This is a genomic window from Pseudomonas sp. 13159349, assembly GCF_013305685.1.
Lineage (GTDB): Bacteria > Pseudomonadota > Gammaproteobacteria > Pseudomonadales > Pseudomonadaceae > Aquipseudomonas > Aquipseudomonas asiatica.
In genome coordinates this window covers 3,227,936-3,250,893 of record NZ_CP045553.1, presented here as the reverse complement: position 1 = coordinate 3,250,893, position 22,958 = coordinate 3,227,936, and the positions used below count along the sequence as shown (strand labels likewise).

Genomic DNA, 22,958 nt, shown 5'->3' with positions numbered 1-22,958 from the left:
AACCTCCGGCCTTTACTGCACGGTTACGTTGACGGTGCGTGTGGTGCCCTGGCTGGTGGTGATCGTCGCCGTCGGTGCCGCAGTCGGGATGATCGTGGTGCTATTGCTCACCGCCAGGCGCCAGCGGCCGGTCAGCGCCACCGTGGCGGTGCCAAGGGTCTGCACGCCGGTAGTGGTGGTTACCCGCACGGTGACGGTATTGCCGGTGGTGACCGACGAGGTACCGCTGAGGTCCCAGTTGTAACGGTTGTTGGAGCGTGCCGTGACCGTGGCGGTCGTGACCGTGAAGGTTTCGGCGGCGGGCCGTGGCGATACGTTGACGGTGACGGTGCCGGCGTTGGACAGGGCCCCCAGCGAGTCACGAGCCTGGTAGGTGAAGGTAGTGGTGAAGGCCGTGGTCACCGTGGCCGGTGGGGTGTAGGTCACCGTGGTGCCGTCGGTACTGACGGTGCCCCGGCCGGCAGCCGGCTGGGTGACGGCAGCAACGCTCAGCGGTACGTTGCCTTCCGGATCGGTGTCGTTGGCCAGCACGTTGATGGTCAAAGGCACGCCCAGGGTGGCGACCGTTTCCGGGTTGGCGGTCGGGGCCTGGTTGGGCGCCACATTGATGGTGACCGTGGCCGGTTCCGACTTCAGGCCCTTGGCGTCCACCGCCCGGTAGCTGAAAGTGGCCACCACGGGTTGCGTGGCCCCGGCTGGCGGGGTGTAGGTGACCGAGGTGGTGCCGTTCATCACCACGCCGCCAAGACCGGTACCGGGCTGGGTGAGGTCGCTGATGGTAAGCGGTACGTTGCCATCCGGGTCGCTGTCGTTCTGCAGCAGGTTGAGGGTGATCGGGATGCCCACGCTGGTACTGCCGGTATCGGCCTGGGCCAGCGGCGGCTGGTTGGCCGCCTCGACCGGCGCGTTGCCGACCACGACTACCGGTTCGACATCGCTGCCGCCGCGTGCCGACTTCACCGTGATGGTGGCTGGTGGCTGCGGCACGTCGTTGACGGTCAGGCTCTGCAGCGTGCCCGCCTTGGACAGGCGACCGTAGCCTTGGGCGATCAGGTCCGGGACCGCCACTTCGTCACTGGAACTGGCCTCGATCAACAGGCGCTTGTTGGCCCAGTCGTAGCGTGCGGTGCCGACCTTGACCACGTCGGTGAGCTTGCTCGACAGCGCGGTTGGCTGGGTACCGCCGGCGCTGTCGCTGGCGGTGACCACCACCACTGCAGGCGGTGCTTCCTGGCCGAACTGCTGGTGGAAGAACAGCCCGTTGTTGTCGGCGGTGAGGGTGTACTGGCACGGCGAGGGCGGGGTGCCGACCAGGGCAATGCCATTGCGCATGCACAGGCTGGCTGCGCTGGGCGCCTTGGCGAACACTTCCGTACGAGTGCCGGTGGCATTGCGCGAATAGGTGGCGCGTTCCAGGCTGACCGGGGTCTGGGCCCGTTGGTCGAGTACCTTGCCTGAAACAGTGAAGGTGTTGGTCTGGATGGTGCCAGCGGGGCCTTGAATGCGCACGAAATTGGTATTGAAGGGGCTACCGGTCACCGCCTCGGTGATATTGGGGTCGCCGATGTAGGTTTCGATGGCGCCGGTATCGGGGTTGACCTCGGTGTAAGGCCCGCCAACACCCTTCAGCCAAGGGCCGATCGCCCCCGCCAGCGCTCCCCGGAAGTTGCCTGGTGCGCCAATGCCAATGTCCCGGGTGATGTTGATCGCACGACGCCCCGCCGTGGTGACGTTGACCGTCTCCACCCCGTAGGGATGGGTGATGGTGTAGGTACCGGTACTTGGAACCGAAGCACGGATGCGGATCCGCGCGAAGCTTTGCTGGTCACCATCGACAGGGTTTTCGGCGGCGAAGGCAGCCTCCACCCCGGCTACATAAACCTCCAGTTCATAGCCGCTGTTGCCGACCTGCGGAATGGCGGTTTCCGCCAGGAACCAGAACATCTCGGGCGGCCAGTTGTCCGGGAACACCAGCGGCAGGGCATCGTCATAGATGCCAGGCTCGGGCAACAAGGTACACATGTAGGCCGGTGCCCCCGGCGCGCCTGGCGCACGCGTACTGGTAGCACGGGACTGGCACAGCTCCAGGGACTGGTCGAGGCTGTCCTTGTACCACATCGGATAGCCACCGGTGGCGAAGGTGTAGGGCCCCGGGTCGACATCGGACAGCGCGGCAAACGCGGCGCTGGTAACGGTAAGGGAGAAACCGGCGGCCAACAGCGCACGGCGCGACCAAGTGTTCATGCTGCCTCCTTGAAGGCTGAGCCTTTGTCTGTTCATGGCACCAGCACCACGTCTTCGGTGTCGCTACCGCCGTTGGTACTGGTGACCTGCACCTTGGCCGGCGGGATGGGCGACAGGCTGGTGCTCAGCGTCTTCACGGCACCTGTGCCGCTCAGGTTGCCGATCAGCGCGCCGTTGCCGGTGTGTGCGGTGAGCACTGGCGGCGTGGTTTCGTCGCTGGTGCTGGCCACCAAGGTCAGCTCGCCGGTGGACAGACGGAACTGGGCCTGGGTGATAACGACCAGGTCGGTCAGCGGTACATTGGCGGTGGTCGGGCTGCTGGCAGGGATCGCCACGCTGTTGTCGGCGGTCAGCGTCAGGATCGTCCCGGCGGCCGGGTCGAGCACCGACTGGGCGTACCAGGCACCGGTACCGTTGGCCTCGGTGAGGTTCAGGTTGGGTGTCTGGCTGGTCAGGGTGACGCTGGCCGGTGGCGGCGGGGCCATCACGAAGATGTCCTGCTGGGCGCGCAGGTCGCCGTTCTCGGTATGCCGCGAGTAGGTACTGCGTTGCGGCATCAGCGGGGTTGGCAGGGTCACTTCGGAAAGCTTGCCCGAAACCGCGAACAGCTCGGTGCGCAGGTCGATGCCGCCGGGGCCTTCGATGCGCACGTAGTTGGTATTGAAGGGGCTGCCGGTCACCCGTTCTTCCAGGTTCGGGTCGCCGATGAAGCGCTCGCTGCCTTCGGTGTAGGGGCCGTTGACACTGCGCAGGAACGGCCCGACATCGCCTTTCAGGGCGCCGGTGAAGTCGCCTGCGCCGGCAATGCCGATGTCGCGGGTCATGTTGATCGCCCGGCGCCCGGGCGCAGGTACGTCGAACACTTCGACGCCATAGGGGTGAGTGACCACGTAGGTGCCGGCGGTTGGCACGTCGACCCGGATACGCACCCGGGCGAAGCTGACCTGGTCGCCGTCGACCGGTTCTTCGGCGGCAAATGCCGCTTCGATCGCGGTGCCGTAGCTGAGGTCGATGCCGCGAGTGGCGTCTACGATGGCGGCGTCGGCGGTGAACCAGAACGCCTCGTCAGGGAAGTTGGTGGGGAAGACGATGGGTTGGGTATCGTCGAACACGCCGGGGGTGGGCAGCAGCGTGCACATGTACGAAGGTGCGCCGGGTGCGCCAGGCACACGCGAGCTGACCGCCTTCGTCAGGCACAGGTCGAGGGTACGACCGTGACTGTCCTGGTACCAGGCTGGGAAGCCACCGTTGGCGGGAACATAGGCGCCTGGATCGACAGCGTTCAAGGCAGCCTGCGCCGGGAGCTGGAGCATGCCGGCGAAAATCGCCACTGCCAGCGGGTGGGGTATCGGTCGGTGCATGAGTCATTTCCTCCTGCAAACGGGCCCATGGACTTGGGGCGTCTGGCAGGAGATCGGCAATAGGCGTGCCAAGCCGGAAAAAATGTGCTGCAGCCCTTGCAGGGCAAGGGATCCATTTCTCTTGCAAGGGCGATTGCAGGGGGTTGCCGTTGGGCACCGTGTCCCCAAGGTTGGGGACTGGGGCAGGTGGTACCGACCCATTCGTAGCATCAGCTACCCGGTCGGTGCACCTTCGATCTCGACGTACGTAATTTGCGTGGCTTTTTCTCTGAGCGCTTGCCGGGTTTGAGTTGCCAGCGATCGGCATTGGCGAGCAGGCGTTTCTGGATCTCTGGTGGGTAGTCGCTCAGCGCTGTCACCGCTGGGACGGGCTTACCGGGCATGCCAGCTTCGCGGATAACCTTCGGCCAGCGCGGTCGCCAGCACAACAGCAAGCTCAGCCAATGGCCGGTGCCGATAATGACGAAGGCGGGCCAAACCAAGAGCAGGACGACTTTGAACAGCCAACTGCTTTTCCGGTAGAAACGACCCAATCCTTCGAACTGGGCGCTGAATGCCTGGACGGGCGAGGGGAGTTGGGTGCTCAGACGGGGGCGGGGGACGGCATGTGGGCCATCTTCCATATAGCGGCGAATGAACTCCCACTCGTCCCGAAGTTCGCTACCACCTTGGCCTTGCTTGCCGAGTAGGGCCATTTCCATGTGAGGGAGGCCAGTGCGGCTGGGGTGCCAGACCAAGCACAGCCTCATGCCCGCGCTGAGGGAGTCGCCTTCAGGGTTGACGCCGGTGCTTCCGGTTGTTCTCCAGGGGAATGTTGCTATACCGCCGCAGTAGCTTGGTCTATGGAGGTGAACTTGCTGGGTTTTTCGATTGAAGCGAATGAGCAAATGGCGGCTGGTAAGCATTTCAAGTCGAGTAAAACGAAATCCGTATTTGGCATATAAGTAATAAATGGCTCCGCCAATTGATAGCATGTACGCGCTGAATAGGACCGAGAACGCAGAAAAGAAATCGGGTTGAGTCGCATTGATATAGATGGAGCCAAACGTTATGTGCAGCCATGCGTAAGTCATTGGGCCTAAACTGCCAAGCGTCATCATCGTGATGATGCCGCGTTTTTCTTCTGACCCGCCGCAGCGCATTTCCATATATGTATCGTTGAAAGAAAATATGGGGCCGCGTGCATTTGGTTTTTCGCTGACACTGTTGAAGTGTATGTCTTTATTCAAGTCATCTTCATGGAAATCCTTGTCAGCGCGCTCTACAGTCGAGCTCCTTTGCACGTCGAATTTCTTGCGCTTAGCCTCGGATTCAATCGCCATCTGCCACAGCCCCCGCTCGATAAGATACATTAAAGGACCTCGCTGAAAGCTGAATGCAGGGCTGCTAACTCTTCTCGTTCATCGTAAGGTTTAGAGTTCTTTTCCAAGCGAAAGCTGCTCCGCTTGCACCACTTTTCTAGCGCATCGTCCTCAAGCAAGAAAATAATGGCGGTTAGTAGCAGGCCTACCCAGAACGCTCCTAAAATTAATTTGGTTAACAGCAAACGAGCCGCCTGCGTACCCAGTCTGGTAGCCAGGCTACCTAATGATCGCCCTACAAGACGTATGAGTTTGCTCTGATTGTTGATCGTAAGGCGATCGAAGAAGGGCTTAGCTATTCCTATAGCAGTTCCCAATTCTCCGATAGATAAAGCAAGTGTAGCCAGTGCGCGCGTAAAGTAGGCCCCACTCAATGTCCAAGATTTCGTTGAGACATTATGTTGAGTGTGATTTTTTACCCCGTCGGCGAAGTCCCACCAAGCCAGTACGAACCCTCCCGTCCCCGCTAATCCGGCTCCCCAGAGTTTCAACCTCCCCAAGGTCGCAACCGCACCTCTGCCGGACACGCTATTTGCGCCGTAACGCGTCACCACCTGCTCCACATAGCTGGCCCCAATCTCGAAACCCGCCGCAGCCGTGGTCATGGCGGCTGCCATGAGTTCGGTCTTAATCCGTACATCACTGTCGGGCAGTTCGCGGGCCTTGAACGCCATCAGCATCCCTTCCAGCAGGCATACAAGACCGGAGACACGCACTTTGTAAAAGTCGCTCTTATTGGCTTGCATCAATCCTTCGGCCCAGGCCTGGTCCAAGTATCGTTTTGCCTGGCCAGCGCTGCGCTGCGGATTCAATGGCTGCCCGCTACGAGCCGCTTCACTCAGGCGAATGTCGACAGCTGTCTCATGTACCGAAGCAAACAGAGTCAGGCGCAGGCCATGGTGCAGGGCACGGTCCACACTGTTGGGGGCTCCGGTACGAAGCACTTGTCGGCCCAGCGCCACGTACCAGGCGTATAGGCCGATGCTGGCGTGGCTGTTTCTGTTCTGCAGTTCTTCATATAAAGCGTTGGCGCGCCCGAAAGCATTCGCCGCAATGTGCGCTTGTCGGACAAGTGACTCACGCAGCACGAACCATGATTCCGACGGAGGTTTGGCCATGGCCGCTTCCCGTAGCGCCGCGAGCGCATCACGAATGTCATCCTGGTTGTACGTAATACCCCGTATCGCCAGGTTGCTCCGATCAGCAACATCACTACGCCACCAGTGGTCCAGCACAGTCGTTCCCCATTCACTGAGCTCCATGCCGATAACGCATTGGCCGGTCTGCTCGGCAAAGGCCAGGCCATTGATCAGGTCAGCATTGTCGTAACGGTCCAGGGCCTTTAGTAGGCGTTCACTGATCAACCAGCGGGCATGATCCTTGGCCCGATCCTCTGACTCCTGTTGGGCCTGTTGCATGGCTTGCTCGAAACTTTCCAGCTGATCGTGCATCGCCTGACGGTCGACCAGATGGCCGTATTTCTGGTCGAACTTCTTGCTGAATTCACCGGTATCCTGACGGTTCTGGACCTTGGCACGCACGCCGCGCTCGAACTTCTCAAGGTGTGGTCTCATCCTCTCATCATGCGCATCGGCCTGTTGTCTGGCCCGATCGGAAAATGCATAGAACTCCACCGGCGTGGCCGGCTGGTTGCGAATGGTCTCGGCCATGACTTCGCGTTTGACGATCCGGTCGGCCATCATCTGCGGGTAGAGCTTCTCGATCTCCAGGAACGATTGCGCGACCAGCAGCCTGCGCTCGTTATCCACGCCTGGTTCTACGCCGCGCCGCAGCCACTTGGTCTTTACGTCGTCGACGGCAGCATTGCGCCAGGCATTGAGCTCTTGGGTGATACCGATGGCGTCTTCGATGACGATTGCGGCGCCGCGGGGTTTGGTTTGATTAACCGGCGGTGCCAGGGCTTGTCGTGACGCATGCGGCGAGACGATCTGGTCGTTGTTGAACGGCTGCAGGTCCAGCAGCGCTTTCAGGTCGGAATCCTCCAGGGCTTTGAAATCGGCGACCCAGCCAAGTTGATCGTGCTTGAGTACATGGGCTTGCGGCGGTGCATTGGAGGGCTGGGTTAATCGGGCGATATCGATGGGCGGCAGACTACTGCGATATTCGTCCTCAAGTAGGCGATAGTTATCGAGCATACGTGGGGTCAGTGGGGAGGGGCTGAACAAAGGGCGCAGTTCCTGGATGTCATCCAGATCGTAAAGAGTGATAGTCCAGCCAAAGCCGCGAATGGTCTCCTCCAGGTTAGCGGCGTTGGGAGCGGATTCCCAAGGCGCGTCTGCGCTGATGTAAAGCAGCGAGCCGTTGGGGGCAACGCGGTACTGGCTATGCCATTGATAGGCCGATTCGCTGTGGCGCTTGATCAGCAGATAGAGGAAGCCTTCGCGCAAAGGGCGGATAGCATAGCCAGAATGGGTCAGCTCGCCGACATCCTGAAAGGGGCTGAGGTAGTCCGGCAATTTGGGCAGGCGGGTTCGTTGTGCCGGATTGCCACCGACGGCGGCATAGCGCAGGGGCAGCAGTTCGAAACGGCGGGTGCAGTCGGCGACAGGGCTGTTGCGCAGGGCAGGGCGGTAGCCAGTGGTGATGCGTCTGCAAAGTTCGAGGGTTTCGGTGACCGAGTCCATGGCTGTGTACCTCAATTCTTGGCGCGCAGGCATCGCTGCACGTTGTCCATCAGGGATGTTTGCTGTTCGCGTGTTGCGACAATCGCGTCCTGCCAGGCTTGCGAGCTACTGAGTTGTTCGCCGTGGCGAGCTAGTATGAGCACATAGCTGATGAGGTCTTCCTCACGGTCCAAGCCTTGCTCGCGCGCCTGATCCAGGTAGTGTTGGATCAAACCAACCCTTGTTCCGTGGCAAGCAGTGGCCAAAGCCGCACAGGACGGCTCGTCCTTGATCAATTCGGCAAGTTGATAGCTCAGCGGGTCTCCCGCCAATTCAGCCCAACAGTCTTCGTTTAGCGTGATTTGTGGGAGGTGCAGGGGCGGAGGCTGATCAGCACCGGATACTTGTAGCCACAACCGCTTGTTCGGGTGCGCTACAGGCGACCACCAGTGATGGATGGGAGCTAGCCATTCGCTTATCCCTGGCAGCTCACGATATGTATCCAGCACTCGCAAAGCTGCAGCGTTGTGGAAACGCAGGAGGTACAAATGGCCGTCTGCTCCCGTCACGATGTTGGCGTGGCTAAGATGCCGGGCAAGTTGGGCAGTTGGTAACGCACTGACGATCCAGCCGCAAACCGCGCCCGAAGCAAGCTGTTCGAGTTGCCATTGAAAATCGTACTGGGCCGACACATCGGCGCCTAGCCGCGACCCGAACAGCCAAGGGCCTGCTGTTCGCAGATTGTGGAATTGGGTTTGTTGCAATAGTGGCCAGCAGCGATCCTCATAGTGCCGGGTCAACTTTTCCTGCACGCTGGGTGTCAGCTTGGCCATTTCCACGATCGCGCTCAGACGATAGCGGTCGGAGGTACGCAGCACCTCCACCATAGTTCTGATAAATGGGCTTGGCATCAGCTTGCTCCTTCCATGCGAATCATGTTGTGGCCATCCGCGATCGCTTTCAGCAAGCAGCTGAGGCAAATGGGCTCGCCGGGCTCTGGTACGCCGAAGGTCGATGTCATGTGCTGGCTGCATTTGGCCTGCTGACTCACAGGACCTTTGAAGGCCAGTGCCAGTCCGTCCAACGTGATACCGGCACGATCTATGCGCAGCAACCCGGCCGGACTCCTGATAGTCAGGCTTTCGCTGACCTGGATGTCATAGACCTTGGTTGTGTGGCGGATGGCTTCCCCGGTCTGCAAGGTGTTGTGACCGGCCACGCTCTGTTCCAGGTGACCGCCAATTTCTACCGTGTGATTGGCTGTGGTGACGTCCTGGCGGTGGTTGCCGACCTGTTCGATCCGGTCCAGGCCGGTGATGATGGTATGAGTCCGGCCAATGGTCAGGGTGTCGTCGTTGCCTATTTGGTGGGTCCGGTCCTGGCCGATATTGACGGACTCGTCCCGGGCAATCTCTTCCCGGCGGTCCTGGCCAATCGAAAGGGTCTCATCCCTTTCGACACGCTCGGTGCGGTCGTTCCCGACTTGCGTGGTTTCATCATGTTTGACGATGTTGTTCTGGTCTCTTTCTGCGTGGATGAAGACTTCCTGTCGTCCCAGTTCGTCCTCGAAGCGCAGCTCGTTGAAACCATCGCCTTTGTGGGTCTGGCTCTTGATGGTCATCCGGGTCTTGTGTTCGGGCAGGTCATACGGCGGCAGTTGGTCGCCGCAATAGGTACGCCCGGTGATCATCGGCTGGTCGGGGTCGGCGTTGACGTACTGGACGATCACGTCCTGGCCGATGCGCGGGATAGCCATCGAACCCCAGCTACCACCGGCCCAGCCTTGCGACACGCGCACCCAGCAGGAGCTGAACTCGTTGTTCTCGCTCTCCCGGTCCCAGGGGAAGCTCACCTTGACCCGGCCCCACTCGTCGCAGTAGATCTCTTCCCCGGGCGGCCCGACGACCGTGGCCATGTGCGGGCCGTCGATGCGTGGCTTGGGCAACGGCGCCGGGCGCCATTCGATTCGGCCGGGCACCAGCACGGCTTCCTGCGAGTAGCGCGTTCCTTGTTCGGCCCCGGCAGCTTCTTCTTGCAGGCTGGTGAACTGGCTGCCCTCGTGATGTACACGCATCACACGCCAATGGGCGTTGAGGTCTTTGCGCGGGTGTTCGATGAGGGTAAAGCTCAGCCCCGGTTGCAGCCGCACATCGTCACCCTCGACTTCGGCAATACGGGCGTCATGGCGCAGAGCCGTCAAGCGCGTGGCGGTGAAGGGTACTCCGACCGCATCACGCTTGTAACGGCCGGGGTAGTCGAAGCGCTCGTAGTCCCGGGACTGATGGGTGATGCCACTGTCACCTGCGCGGTGTTCCTGCCGGTACTGCGGGTTGGTGAAGGTGTAGTCCCGCTGCACCTGACGTGCAGTGCGCACCTGTTCGCTGTAACGCAGGCGGCGCAGGCAAGGCCTGGCCTGGTCGCCACCGCTGTTGGCACGGTACAGCACCTGGTCGGGGCCGATGTCGTCTTCGTCGAAGAAGTCTTCATCCTCGTCGTCGGCCTTGATCGCGCTCCTGCTGATCTGTCCCAGCGCCAGCAATCGGTCGGTGATGACCAGTTGGTGATGTTTCGGCGTGTGCTCGAAGCGATAGACGAAACCCTCTTCCCCCGCCAGGCGGGCGATGAAATCGAGGTCCGTTTCACCGGCCTGTACGCAGAACTCGCGCACCTGATGCTCGCCCATGCTGTTGATTTCGAAACGGGCAATGCCCTGGCGCCTGAGCATCAATTCGAGAATCTGCGGCACGGTTTCTGCTGGAAGATGCGCCAGTTCGAACGCAAGCCGGCACGGGCCAGCACGGGTTCGACCAAGGCGCGGTAACGGGTGCGATAGAACCCCGTTTCACCCTGGCTGAAACTGCTGACCAGGCCGTGCACATAGCGCAGGGGGCGCTCACCGCGCCAGATCGTGAAAAGCACTGGCTGGTCGAGCAACTGGCCGAAGTCGACCTCGTCTTCAAAACTGATCAGTTCCAGTTTCAGCTGGAACGGTGAGCTGATCATTTCGTCGAGTTCGAACGAAACCACTTCGAAGTCAATCTGGCCAGCCAGCGGCTGGAAGGTGAAGCGCAAGTCGGATTGGCTAGGCATGCGGATCCCCTTTGCTACTGCTGCAAAATGCCGTTGAGCGACTCCAGCACCTCGGCGGTGATCAAGCTCAGGCGGTAGCTGTAGTAGCAGTAGGCGCAGACCATGGCGATGGCGGAGATCACCAACGGGCTCCACCAGGGCCATTCCCGACGCCGCATACGGTGGGGGCGAGGGACCACGTTGGTATAGGGATCGCCCGGGAATTCCGGCGTGGGGCCGCGCAGTTCACGAATGACCTTGTGCATCCGCGAAATCAGGGCGTTGATGATTTCATCGCACTTCGGGTCCAGGGCGTACTTGCCCTTCAGGCCCAGGCAAAAGCAGAAGTACAGGAACTCCAGCACATCCTGGAACTCCTCCGGAGACTGCATCAACCGCTCCAGCAACACGAAGATCTTCTCGCCACCCTGGGTTTCGCCATGGAAGATGCTGAGCAGCGGTTCGTGGCTCCAGCACGAATTGTTCCCCCAGGGGCGACTCATCACGGCCTCGTCCAGGTAAAGGCACAAGGCATAGGAATAGGCTTCGAGGTGCACAGAGGAATAACCGTGCTGCTGTATTTCCTCGCGGATTGTGCTGACCTGAATCTGCAGGGTCTTGTGCACATGTTCGATGTTGGGCAGGTCATCCAGCGTACGCAGGCGTATGACCAGGCCGAACAGCGGGTTGGCCGCGTCGAGCATCAGGTTGGCGAAGCCGCCGCGTAGCTGGAAGTCCGGGTCGGCTGAGTAGCCAGGAAGATCCATGGCTTGCCCAGATTCGGTGCTGGAGCGAGGTAGCGGGTTCCCTTGGATATCCTCCAGCAGGACCGGCTTTTTCTTCCTGTGTAGTGTTTTCACAGTTACATCGGGCTCATCGGACATCCTTAATCCTCGTTTGTCGGCGCGCCATCGCTGCATGGTGGCATGGAGTATCCACGCGGCTAGTCGCAGGCATTTGGCTGAAGCCCGAACGTAAACCAGGAATCAATCTATCGGGAATCCCGAAACGTCCGATGCGATCGTAGGAAGATTCTTCCTTTGTGCATTTCAGAATCTGAAGATGCAGCTCAAAGCGTCCTTAGTGTGAAAAATACCCTTGGCTGGATGCATAGGCTTAGGAGCATCTTTCATGGCAGGCAAGCACGGCATGAAACCGGTTTCAAAACATTTCTGAACGCGCTAGATTATCCGGCTGTTTTCTTGATGGCCCATCAAGACCACCCCCCATATTGAAAATCAGATGGCGCTTTTCAAGGCCGCACACAGCCGATGAGGATTCGCAATGCCTGAGCATGCCCCCGACAACCCGCGCAGGGACTTTCTGCGCAAGACCTTGACCTTGATCCCCGTGGTCACCGTGGCCAGCACGGGGCTTGGCGTGGGTGCCAGTCAGCTGCTTGCGGCCCCGCAACACGAGCCCAAAGTGCCGGCCACGCCGCCAGCGGGCAACTACCAGCCGACGTTCTTCACTGCCGAGGAGTGGGCCTTCGTGCAGGCGGCCGTCTCGCGCATCATCCCGGCCGACGAGCTTGGTCCCGGTGCACTTGAAGCAGGCGCTGCCGAATTCATCGACCGGCAGATGAACACCCCCTACGCAACCGGCGCGCAGTGGTACATGCAGGGCCCGTTCAAGGCCGACGCCGCGCCCGAACTGGGTTACCAGCTGCAACTCAGCCCGCAACAGATCTACCGCCTGGGCATCGCCGCCGTGGACGGCTGGTGCAAGGCCAATTCCGGGCAAGTTTTTGCTGCGCAAGATAGCGCTACCCGAGACCGCATTCTCAGCAAGGTCGAGGCTGGAGAGCTGGTTTTCGACACCGTGCCGGCCAAGGTGTTCTTCAGCTTGCTGGTGCAGAACACCCGTGAAGGGTTCTTCTGCGACCCGATCCATGGCGGCAACAAAGGCATGGTCGGCTGGACCCAGATCGGCTTCCCCGGCGCCCGCGCCGATTTCATGGATTGGGTCGAGCGCAACGAGCCTTACCCGTTCCCCGCTGTTTCGATCCGTGGCGAGAGGGCCTGAGGCATGACGACCGTGATGAAGAAAGTGGACGCGGTGATCGTGGGCTTCGGCTGGGCCGGCGCGATCATGGCCAAGGAACTGACCGAGGCGGGGCTGCAAGTGCTGGCCCTGGAGCGGGGGCCGATGCAGGACACCTACCCGGAAGGCAGCTACCCGCAGGTGATCGACGAGCTGACCTACAGCGTGCGCAAGAAGCTGTTCGTCGATGTGTCGAAAGAGACCGTCACCATCCGCCATGGCATAAACGACGTGGCGCTGCCCAATCGCCAGCTCGGTGCCTTCCTGCCGGGCAAAGGTGTAGGTGGCGCAGGCCTGCACTGGTCGGGCGTGCACTTCCGGGTAGACCCGATGGAGCTGCGCATGCGCAGCCACTACGAAGAACGCTACGGGCGCAAGTTCATCCCCGAAGACATGACGATCCAGGACTTCGGGGTCAGCTACGAAGAACTGGAACCGCACTTCGACTTTGCCGAAAAGGTATTCGGTACCTCTGGCCAGGCCTGGACCGTCAACGGCCAGGTCGTTGGTGAAGGGAAGGGCGGCAACCCCTATGCGCCGGACCGTTCCAGCCCGTTCCCGCTGCCTTCGCAGAAAAACGTGGTGTCGGCCAGGCTGTTCGAAAAGGCGGCGGCCAGCCTGGGCTACAAGCCCTACAACCTGCCCTCTGCCAACACCTCTGGCTCGTACACCAACCCGTACGGGGCGCAGATGGGGCCATGCAACTTCTGCGGTTTCTGCAGCGGCTACGTGTGCTACATGTACTCCAAGGCCTCGCCCAACGTGAACATCCTGCCGGCGCTGCGCCAGGTGCCGAACTTCGAATTGCGGCCCAACGCCCATGTGCTGCGGGTGAACCTGGACGACAGCAAGCGCAAGGCCACCGGCGTCACCTACATCGACGCCCAGGGGCGGGAAGTGGAGCAGCCGGCGGACCTGGTGATCCTGGCGGCGTTCCAGTTCAACAACGTACGCCTGATGCTGCTGTCCGGCATCGGCAAACCGTACGACCCCATCAGGAACGAAGGCGTGGTCGGGCGTAACTTCGCCTACCAGAACATGGGCACGGTCAAGGCGTTCTTCGACAAGGACACCTACACCAACAACTTCATCGGCGCCGGTGGCAACGGCATCGCCATCGATGACTTCAACGCCGACAACTTCGACCATGGCCCGCACGGCTTCGTCGGTGGCTCGCCGATGTGGGTGAACCAGGCCGGCACACGGCCGATTGCCGGCGGCGCCACCCCGCCTGGCACACCGGCCTGGGGCAGCGCCTGGAAGAAGGCCACCGCCGATTACTACACCCACCAGGTGTCGATGGACGCCCACGGCGCCCACCAGTCCTACCGTGGCAACTACCTGGACCTCGACCCGACCTACCGCGACGCCTACGGCCAGCCACTGCTGCGCATGACCTTCGACTGGCAGGAAAACGACATCAGGATGAACCAGTTCATGGTCGACAAGCTGAGCAAGATCGCCCAGGCGATGAACCCCAAGACCATTGCCGTGCTGGGCAAGAAGGTCAAGGACCACTTCAACACCGCCAGCTACCAGACCACCCACCTGAACGGCGGCGCGATCATGGGCACCGACCCGAAAACCAGTGCGTTGAACCGCTACCTGCAGAGCTGGGACGTGCACAACGTGTTCGTTCCGGGGGCTTCGGCGTTCCCCCAAGGGCTGGGCTACAACCCGACCGGGCTGGTGGCTGCGCTGACCTACTGGTCGGCCCGCGCCATCCGCGAGCAGTACCTGAAAAACCCTGGCCCGCTGGTTCAGGCTTGAGGAGCGATGCGCATGAAGACAATGTTGATCGCAACCCTGCTGGGTGCCAGCGTGGCTGCACAGGCTGCGCCGAATGACGATGCGCAGGTGCGCCAGGGCGAGTACCTGGCCCGCGCCGGCGACTGCGTCGCCTGCCATACCGCCAAGGGCGGCAAGCCGTTCGCCGGTGGGCTGCCGATGGAGACACCGATCGGCACGGTGTACTCCACCAACATCACCCCGGCGGCCAGTGGTATCGGCCAGTACAGCTTCGAAGACTTCGACCGGGCGGTGCGCAAGGGTATCGGCAAGGACGGCAGCACCCTGTATCCCGCCATGCCATATCCGTCTTATGCACGCGTCAGCGAGCAGGACATGCAAGCGCTGTATGCCTACTTCATGAAGGGCGTGGAACCGGTCGAGCAGCCGAACAAGGCCACCGATATCCCTTGGCCGCTGAGCATGCGCTGGCCGCTGGCGGTCTGGCGCGGGTTGTTCGCGCCAGAGGCCAAGCCCTGGCAGGCATCGGCGGCAGCCGACCCGGTGGTCAACCGCGGTGCCTACCTGGTCGAGGGCCTGGGGCACTGTGGTGCGTGCCATACACCGCGGGCGCTGACCATGCAGGAAAAGGCACTGAGCCCACAGGATGGCGAGCAGTTCCTGGCCGGCAGTGCACCGCTGGAAGGCTGGATTGCCAAGAACCTGCGTGGCGACCACAAGGACGGCCTGGGTAGCTGGAGCGAAGAGCAGCTGGTGCAGTTTCTCAAGACTGGCCGTAGCGACCGCAGCGCCGTGTTCGGTGGCATGAGCGACGTGGTCGAGCACAGCATGCAACACATGAGCGACGCCGACCTGACCGCCATCGCCCGCTACCTGAAGACGCTGCCACCGAGCAACCCTGACGACCAGCCGCACGTGTACGACAAACAGGTGGCGGATGCGCTATGGAAGGGTGACGACAGCAAGCCCGGGGCGGCGGTGTACATCGACAATTGCGCGGCCTGCCACCGTACCGATGGCCAGGGCTATACCCGCGTGTTCCCGGCCCTGGCCGGCAACCCGGTGGTGCAGACGGCGGATGCCACATCGCTGATCCACGTGGTATTGGCGGGGGGCACGGTGCCAGCGACGCACGCGGCACCGTCGAACTTCACCATGCCGGCGTTCGGCTGGCGCCTGAGTGACCAGGAGGTTGCCGAGGTGGTGAACTTCATTCGCACCAGTTGGGGTAACCAGGGCAGTGCCGTCACTGCCAGTGACGTGAAATCCCTCCGTTAACTGCATCCCTCTGTCTGCACCCCCAATCCACTGTGGGAGCGGGTCTACCCGCGAATGCGTCGGCACATTCAAAATCGCATTCGCGGGTGAACCCGCTCCCACAGAGTTTTGCATTTACTTTTCTATATTTATCAGTTAGTTAAAGAGCATTCTTATTGCATTTACTATGCATGGATATCGCACTCCCGACCAACGGCATGTTGACGAGCGCGTGCGATTTTGCTGTATTGAAACCGGTTTCATCGCTATCACAACAATCATAAGGACAGCCCATGACCGACGCGCCTGCCCATGCCCGCGAACGGGTCACCATCAGCGAAGTAGCGCGTGTCGCTGGCGTTTCCAAGGCCACCGTCTCCCGTTACATCGGCGGTGACCGCCAGTTGCTCGCCGAAGCCACCGCCAAGCGCCTGGAAGGGGTCATCGAGCGCCTCGGTTACCGCCCCAACCAGATGGCCCGTGGCCTGAAGCGCGGCCAGACGCGCCTGATCGGCATGCTGGTGGCCGATATCCTCAACCCCTATTCAGTGGCCGTGATGCATGGCGTGGAAACAGCCTGCCGCCAGCACGGCTACAGCCTGGTGGTGTGCAACACCAACCGCGACGACGAGCAGGAGCGTCACCATCTTGTGGCCCTGCAGTCCTACAACGTCGAAGGGCTGATCGTGAACACGCTTGGCCATCACCCCGGCGAATTGCTCAACCTGCAGCGCGACATCCCCATGGTGCTGGTCGACCGCCAGTTGCCCGAACTGAATGTCGACCTGGTGGGCCTGGACAATGCCGACGCTGTCGAGCAGGCCCTCGACCACCTGCAAGCTCAAGGCTACCGCGACATCCTGGCGGTAACCGAACCCCTCGATGGCACCAGCTCGCGCCTGGAGCGAGTACAGGCGTTCGGATCCTCGGTCAGCCGTCGGCCCGGCATGCGCCAACAGGTGCTGGAGACCGGCACCGGGCTTGATGAGCAGTTGGCTGCGTTCCTCGCCGGCAACGGCCATGGCCCGCAGGCCATCTTCACCTTCAACGGTGTCGCCACCCTGGCCGTGACCCGGGCCCTGCACGAAGCAGGGCGCAATCTGTTCGTGGACGTCGGGCTGATCGCCCTCGACGACCTCGACTGGTACCCCTTGGTCGGCAGCGGCATCACTGCACTGGCCCAGCCCACCGAGCGAATCGGCGTGGCGGCATTCGAGAGCCTGCTTGGCCGCCTGCGCGGCGACAGCGGGGCAGCCCGGCGCATCGACTTCAAGGCCGAGCTGATCATCCGAGGTTCAACCCAGCCACAGTAATCACAGGCAGGCACCTGCGCGCCTGCTGTCATCAAAAAATGAAACCGGTTTCATAAGGACAAAAACAATGCACTCGAACCCCGTTTCCATCAGCCTCTCCAGCTACGGTGCCGACTTTGTCCGGCAACGTGGCCAGCAGCAGTTCCTTGACCTGCTGGCTGCCGCCGGCGTTACCCGCGTGGAGCTGCGCGAAGAACTGTTCACTCGTGCGCCGGACACTGCAGCGCTGGCTGCAGCCATTGCCGCGCTACGCCTGGAGTGCCTGTACTCCACACCCCTGGAACTGTGGACCGCACAAGGCGAACTTGACCCGCAATTGGCGCAAAAGCTGGAAACTGCCCGCGCCCTTGGCGCGGTCGCGCTCAAGGTTTCCCTGGGCCACTACCATGCGGGCTGTGACGTCGCGGCCTTGGCGACGCTGTTGCCGGCGCACGGGCCATTGCTGCTGGTGGAGAACGACCAGACCGCGCAAGGTGGACGGATCGAACCCCTGCAGCAGTTTTTCCAGCGCGCCGACGAGCTCGGGCTGACCCTGGGCATGACCTTCGACATCGGTAACTGGCAGTGGCAGGGCGAGCCTGCCCGGCATGCCGCACGCCAGCTGGGCCGCTGGGTGCGCTATGTGCACTGCAAGGCCGTGCAGCGCCGGGCCGATGGGCGCCTGGTTGCCGTACCGCCAGAGGCATCGGACCTGCAGGAGTGGGCCGAGCTGATGGCCGAGTTCACCCCTGGCGTGGTACGCGCTGTCGAGTACCCTCTGGTGAGCGACGATCTGCTGGCGCTGACCCGTGCCCAGGTGCGCGACCTGGCGGCGCTGGGGCAGTGCGTATCGAGTGAGGAGCTGAGCCATGCATGAGCATGACGTGTTGTGTTTCGGCGAGACCATGGCCATGTTCGTCGCCGAGCAGGCCGGCGACCTGGCCAGTGTCGGCCAGTTCGGCAAGCGCATTGCCGGCGCCGACAGCAACGTGGCCATCGGCCTGGCGCGGCTGGGCTTCAAGGTCCGCTGGCTGAGCCGGGTGGGTGACGATTCGCTGGGCCGTTTCGTGCTCGACAGCCTGCGCCGCGAAGGGCTGGACTGCTCCGGCGTCGAAGTGGATGCCAGCTACCCCACCGGCTTCCAGCTCAAGGCCCGCTGCGATGACGGCAGCGATCCGGCGGTGGAGTACTTTCGCCGTGGTTCGGCAGCCAGCCGGCTGTCGCCGGCGCTGCTGCGCCCGGGTTCTCTGCAGGCCCGCCACTTGCACGCCACCGGCATCCCGTCGGCGCTGTCGGAGGGCTGCCGGGCGCTATCGCATGCGTTGATGGACGCCATGCGTGCCGCCGGGCGCAGCATCTCGTTCGACCCCAACCTGCGCCCCTCGCTGTGGCCTGACCAAAGCAGCATGGTGCGCGAAGTCAATGCCCTGGCGACCAAGGCCGACTGGGTGCTGCCAGGCCTGGAAGAGGGCCGCCTGCTGACCGGGCAGCACACCCCGGCAGACATCGCCGCTTTCTACCTCGACCAAGGGGTGGAACTGGTGGTGATCAAGCTGGGCGACGCCGGTGCCTACTTCCGCAGCGCCAAGGGCGAAGGCCAGGTGGCGCCAGTGCCGGTCAGCCAGGTGGTAGACACCGTTGGCGCCGGCGATGCCTTTGCCGTCGGCGTGCTCAGTGCGCTGCTGGACGGCCACCCGGTAGCCGAGGCAGTGGCGCGTGGCAACTGGTGCGGCAGCCGCGCCGTGCAGTCGCGTGGCGACATGGAAGGGCTGCCGCTGCGCCATGAGCTGCAAGCCCACGAGCTGCGCAGAAGCGCCTGAACACTTGACCCCGAAACACCTGTTGCAACAAAAACAACAAGCTCAGGAGAAACGAACCATGCAAAGCCAAAGCCTGGCACCTCGCCGCTGGTGGTACATCATCCCGATCGTGTTCTTCACCTATAGCCTGGCGTACCTGGACCGCGCCAACTACGGGTTCGCCGCCGCTTCCGGCATGGCTGAAGACCTGCATATCACCCCCGCACTGTCTTCGCTGCTGGGGGCACTGTTCTTCCTTGGTTACTTCTTCTTCCAGGTGCCCGGTGCCATCTATGCCGAAAAGCGCAGTGTGAAGAAGCTGATCTTTGTCTGCCTGATACTCTGGGGCGGCCTTGCCACGCTCACCGGCGTGGTCAGCAACGTCTACATGCTGATCGGCATCCGCTTCCTGCTCGGGGTGGTGGAGGCGGCGGTGATGCCGGCCATGCTGGTGTACCTGTGCCACTGGTTCACCCGCGCCGAGCGTTCGCGCGCCAATACCTTCCTGATCCTCGGCAACCCGGTGACCATCCTGTGGATGTCGGTGGTGTCGGGCTACCTGGTCAAGCATTACGACTGGCGCTGGATGTTCATCATCGAAGGCCTGCCCGCCGTCATCTGGGCGTTCTTCTGGTGGCGTCTGGTGGATGACCGCCCGGCCCAGGTGAACTGGCTGAGCGAGCAGGAAAAGGCCGCCCTGGAGCAGGCGCTGGCTGCCGAGCAGCAAGGTATCAAGCCGGTGAAGAACTACCGCGAGGCGTTCCGCTCGCCGCAGGTGATCATCCTTTCGCTGCAGTACTTCTGCTGGAGCATCGGTGTGTATGGCTTCGTGCTGTGGTTGCCGTCGATCCTCAAGCAGGCGGCCAACCTCGACATCGTGCAGGCCGGCTGGCTGTCGTCGGTACCTTACCTGGCGGCGGTGCTGGGCATGGTGGGTGTGTCGTGGGCGTCCGACCGCCTGCAGAAGCGCAAGCGTTTCGTCTGGCCGCCACTGCTGATCGCCGCCGTTGCGTTCTATGGCTCCTACGCCCTGGGCAGCGAGCACTTCTGGCTGTCGTACGCGTTGCTGGTGGTCGCCGGCGCCTGCATGTACGCACCCTATGGCCCGTTCTTCGCAATCGTGCCCGAGATCCTGCCGGCCAACGTCGCCGGTGGTGCCATGGCACTGATCAACAGCATGGGCGCGCTGGGCTCGTTCGGTGGCTCGTGGCTGGTGGGTTACCTCAATGGCGTCACCGGCGGGCCTGGTGCCTCCTACCTGTTCATGTGCGGTGCGCTGCTGGCCGCAGTGGCGCTTACCGCCGCGCTCAATACTTCCCAGACATCTGGCCGGGCCAAGCGCGGCAACTCGCGTCTGGCTATGAACCATTAGGAACCTGTGCAATGAAGAAGCGAATCGTCCTGTACAAACGCCTGTCCGACGACTTGATGGCACGCCTGCAAGAGCGCGTCGAGGTGACCTGGGTGGATACCTCCCAGCGCGATGGCCTGGCCCGTCTGCGCGATGCCTTGCCGGGTGCGCACGGGCTGCTGGGGGCCAGCCTGCGCCTGGACGCCAGCCTGCTCGACCTGGCGCCACAGCTTGAAGTGGTGTCCAGCGTTTCGGTCGGTGTCGACAACTACGACATCGCCGAACTCAGCCGGCGTGGCGTGATGTTGACCAACACGCCCGACGTGCTGACCGAAACCACCGCCGACACGGGCTTCGCCTTGATCCTGGCCACCGCCAGGCGGGTGGTGGAGCTGGCGAACTGGGTGCGAGACGGGAACTGGCAGGCCAACCTCGGCCCGGCGCATTTCGGCAGTGATGTGCACGGCAAGACGCTGGGCATCGTCGGCATGGGCCGCATCGGCGAGGCCCTGGCCCGGCGCGCCGCGGCCGGCTTTGGCATGCGTGTGCTGTATCACAGTCAGCGTGCAAAGCCAGAGGTGGAGGCGCGCCATGCTGCGCGTCAATGCAGCCTGGACGAGCTGTTGCAGCAGGCGGATTTCGTTTGCCTGACCGTGCCGCTGAGTGCCAGCACCGAAGGCCTGATCGGCGCGCGGGAGCTGGCGCTGATGAAGCCCCAGGCAATCCTGGTGAACATTTCCCGCGGGCGCGTGGTGGATGAGCAAGCGCTTATCGAAGCGTTGCGTGCCCGGCGCATACGCGGCGCCGGCCTGGACGTGTTCGTGCAGGAGCCGCTGTCGGCGCAGTCGCCGTTGTTGCAGCTGGACAACGTGGTGGCGACCCCGCATATCGGCTCGGCGACCGAGGAAACCCGCCAGGCCATGGCGCGCTGTGCGGTGGACAACCTGCTCAGTGCCCTGGCTGGTGAGCGCCCGGCCAACCTGGTGAATGGCTAAAGCCAGATCCACAAACCTGCGCGGCCCCTGTGGGAGCGGCCTTGTGTTGCGAAAGGGCTGCAAGGCAGCCCCGGAGTCAATGCGATTCTGAACGCTGCGCCTGCGCTGGCGCAGCACTCTCCACCGGCTCCAGCGGTGGGTGCTCCTGCGCCGCGTGCATCAGATCTTCGGTCACCCGCAGCTCGGCACCGGTCGGCGAGAAGGTGGTCGAAGCTGTAAACGGAGCCGGGTGTTCTGCCGCCGGGCGCTTGCCTCGGCGCCACATGAAGAAGCACACCATGGCCAGGTTGACCACGGCAAAGGCCCAGAACAATCCGGCCTCGCCAAACTCGGTCATCATCGGCGAAATCGCCACCGGCGCCATGGCCGAACCCAGCGAGTTGATCAGCAGCAGGCCCTGGATCATCGGCACCAGTGCATCCGATGGCGCGCGGTCGGCCGCATGGCTGACCGCCACCGGGTACAGGGTGAACACGCCACCACCCAGCAGGAACAGCATCGCCGGCAGCAGGATCGAGTCAGGCGGCAGGAACACCGTCACCAGCGACAGCAGCACGCACAGCCCGGCCAGGGCGATCAGCACATCCTGGCGGTCCTTGCGGTCAGACCAGCGCCCGACCGGGTATTGCAGCAGCATGGCACCCAGAATTACCCAGGCCATCATGTTGCCGACCTCGCCCACATCCAGGCCGATGCGCTGCAGGTACAGCGGCAGCAGGGCATAGATGCCGGCAATGGCCACACCCGAACCGAAGCAGCCGACCAGGCCCGACGGCGCAACGCCCAGCAACTGGCGCGGCTTGAGCGGTTCGACCTGGTCCAGCAGTGGCGACACCCGCGGCAGGATCACGATGGGCAGTACCGACAGGGCGGCGAGCACGCCGGCCAGCATGAACGGTGCGGTGTCACCCATCTGGGTGATTTCGCCAAGGCCGGCCTGGGCGATGACCCCGGCGCCGTAGAAGGCGATCATGTACAGCGCCAGCAGGCGGCCGCGGATCTTGGCGTCACCGGCCAGCAGCAGCCAGCTTTCGATCACCAGGAACACGCCCACTGCCGCCCAGCCGTTGATCAGGCGCAGCACCGACCACCAGGTGACGTCGTAGAACAGGCCTTGCAGCAGGATGGTTACGGCGATCAGCGAGGCGAAGCTGGTATAGGCGCGGATATGGCCGATGCGCAGGATCAGCCGGTCGTTGAAGATGGCACCCAGGGTCAGGCCGATGAAGTAGGTCGAGGAGACCACACCGATGGTGGTGGCTGATTCGCCGGCAGCGCCCAGGCGCAGGGTGGTAAGGGAAGACATGAAGCCGTTGCCCAGGGCAATGATGAACAGCCCGAGCAGGGGCGCCAGCGCCATGGCCAGCAAACGCGGAGACATAGGTACCTCTAGTTGGATGAGCGGAATGAGCGCCTTTTCGGACGCGCACACCGGCTCGACCCGAACGGGGCCGAGTGGCTGCACGGATGTGCCTGGGCTGGATGCGACGTTGCCGGTTGCCACCGTTCAAGGCGACGGGCGAAAAGGAAGCGCGATTCTACGGGCTTGCGCGGTTTTGCCCAAGGGGCTTGGGTGTGCGACGAGACGCCGCAGTCTGTGGGCGACACGAATGCGTCTTGGGCGGACATCCCGGGGCCGCTTTGCGGCCCAATCGCCGGCAAGCCAGCTCCCACCTCGACTGCATCGCCCTCAAGCATTGTGCAGTACCTATGGGGGCCGGCTTGCCGGCGATGAGGCCAGAACAGGCAACACAAGACAGCTACTCCCGCATGGTGGTGATACCTCAAGGCTTGGCGCTGTACCTGTGGGAGC

15 protein-coding genes and 1 pseudogene are annotated in these 22,958 nt (G+C 62.6%); 8 read left to right on the top strand and 8 right to left on the bottom strand.

Annotated elements, in window-relative coordinates; translation table 11 throughout:
* Positions 1-12 precede the first annotated feature (12 nt).
* From GEV38_RS15195 to icmH, 7 genes and pseudogenes are all read right to left on the bottom strand, one after another.
* Complete coding sequence (locus tag GEV38_RS15195) at positions 13-2,244, bottom strand: Ig-like domain-containing protein (RefSeq protein WP_015270513.1); 2,232 nt, start codon at positions 2,242-2,244, stop codon at positions 13-15.
* 32 nt (positions 2,245-2,276) lie between these two features.
* Positions 2,277-3,605, bottom strand: coding sequence for a hypothetical protein (locus GEV38_RS15190; RefSeq protein WP_054572877.1), 1,329 nt, complete (start codon positions 3,603-3,605; stop codon positions 2,277-2,279).
* Between the two features lie 209 nt (positions 3,606-3,814).
* Positions 3,815-4,957: a DUF6708 domain-containing protein gene (locus GEV38_RS15185; protein ID WP_054572878.1), complete on the bottom strand. Its 1,143-nt coding sequence runs from the start codon at positions 4,955-4,957 to the stop codon at positions 3,815-3,817.
* A complete protein-coding gene (locus GEV38_RS15180; RefSeq protein ID WP_054572882.1) occupies positions 4,957-7,611 on the bottom strand; it encodes a T6SS effector BTH_I2691 family protein in 2,655 nt (884 codons plus the stop codon). Before GEV38_RS15180 ends, GEV38_RS15185 begins: the two co-directional genes overlap by 1 nt.
* Positions 7,612-7,622: 11 nt before the next feature.
* A complete protein-coding gene (locus tag GEV38_RS15175) occupies positions 7,623-8,501 on the bottom strand; it encodes a DUF4123 domain-containing protein (RefSeq protein WP_054572879.1) in 879 nt (292 codons plus the stop codon).
* Positions 8,501-10,680 (bottom strand): annotated as a pseudogene (locus GEV38_RS15170) (type VI secretion system Vgr family protein). The gene GEV38_RS15175 and the pseudogene GEV38_RS15170 overlap by 1 nt, the downstream one beginning before the upstream one ends.
* 14 nt (positions 10,681-10,694) lie before the next feature.
* Positions 10,695-11,543, bottom strand: a complete 849-nt coding sequence (gene icmH, locus GEV38_RS15165; protein WP_173895873.1) for a type IVB secretion system protein IcmH/DotU — start codon at positions 11,541-11,543, stop codon at positions 10,695-10,697.
* A gap of 400 nt (positions 11,544-11,943) precedes the next feature.
* On the opposite strand from icmH, the gene GEV38_RS15160 reads away from it, so the two are divergent.
* The 8 genes from GEV38_RS15160 to GEV38_RS15125 all read left to right on the top strand — a co-directional run bounded on the left by GEV38_RS15160 (position 11,944) and on the right by GEV38_RS15125 (position 21,145).
* Positions 11,944-12,684: a gluconate 2-dehydrogenase subunit 3 family protein gene (locus tag GEV38_RS15160; RefSeq protein ID WP_054571852.1), complete on the top strand. Its 741-nt coding sequence runs from the start codon at positions 11,944-11,946 to the stop codon at positions 12,682-12,684.
* 3 nt (positions 12,685-12,687) lie between these two features.
* Entirely contained in the window at positions 12,688-14,472 is a 1,785-nt protein-coding gene (locus tag GEV38_RS15155; RefSeq protein ID WP_054571851.1) for a GMC family oxidoreductase, read from the top strand.
* A 12-nt stretch (positions 14,473-14,484) separates the two neighbouring features.
* Entirely contained in the window at positions 14,485-15,729 is a 1,245-nt protein-coding gene (locus tag GEV38_RS15150) for a cytochrome c (RefSeq protein WP_015270509.1), read from the top strand.
* 272 nt (positions 15,730-16,001) lie between these two features.
* Entirely contained in the window at positions 16,002-17,021 is a 1,020-nt protein-coding gene (gene ptxS / locus GEV38_RS15145; protein ID WP_054571850.1) for a transcriptional regulator PtxS, read from the top strand.
* Between the two features lie 67 nt (positions 17,022-17,088).
* On the top strand, positions 17,089-17,877 hold the full coding sequence (locus GEV38_RS15140) for a TIM barrel protein (RefSeq protein WP_054571849.1): 789 nt from the start codon (positions 17,089-17,091) through the stop codon (positions 17,875-17,877).
* Complete coding sequence (locus GEV38_RS15135) at positions 17,870-18,820, top strand: sugar kinase (protein ID WP_054571848.1); 951 nt, start codon at positions 17,870-17,872, stop codon at positions 18,818-18,820. Before GEV38_RS15140 ends, GEV38_RS15135 begins: the two co-directional genes overlap by 8 nt.
* Positions 18,821-18,878: 58 nt before the next feature.
* On the top strand, positions 18,879-20,171 hold the full coding sequence (locus tag GEV38_RS15130; RefSeq protein WP_054571847.1) for an MFS transporter: 1,293 nt from the start codon (positions 18,879-18,881) through the stop codon (positions 20,169-20,171).
* Positions 20,172-20,182: 11 nt separating this feature from the next.
* The gene (locus GEV38_RS15125; protein ID WP_054571846.1) at positions 20,183-21,145 is read left to right on the top strand and encodes a D-glycerate dehydrogenase; all 963 of its coding nucleotides are present in this window, start codon (positions 20,183-20,185) and stop codon (positions 21,143-21,145) included.
* A gap of 76 nt (positions 21,146-21,221) precedes the next feature.
* Here the strand turns inward: GEV38_RS15125 and GEV38_RS15120 are convergent, their stop codons facing one another.
* Entirely contained in the window at positions 21,222-22,526 is a 1,305-nt protein-coding gene (locus tag GEV38_RS15120) for an MFS transporter (protein WP_015270504.1), read from the bottom strand.
* Positions 22,527-22,958: the final 432 nt, after the last annotated feature.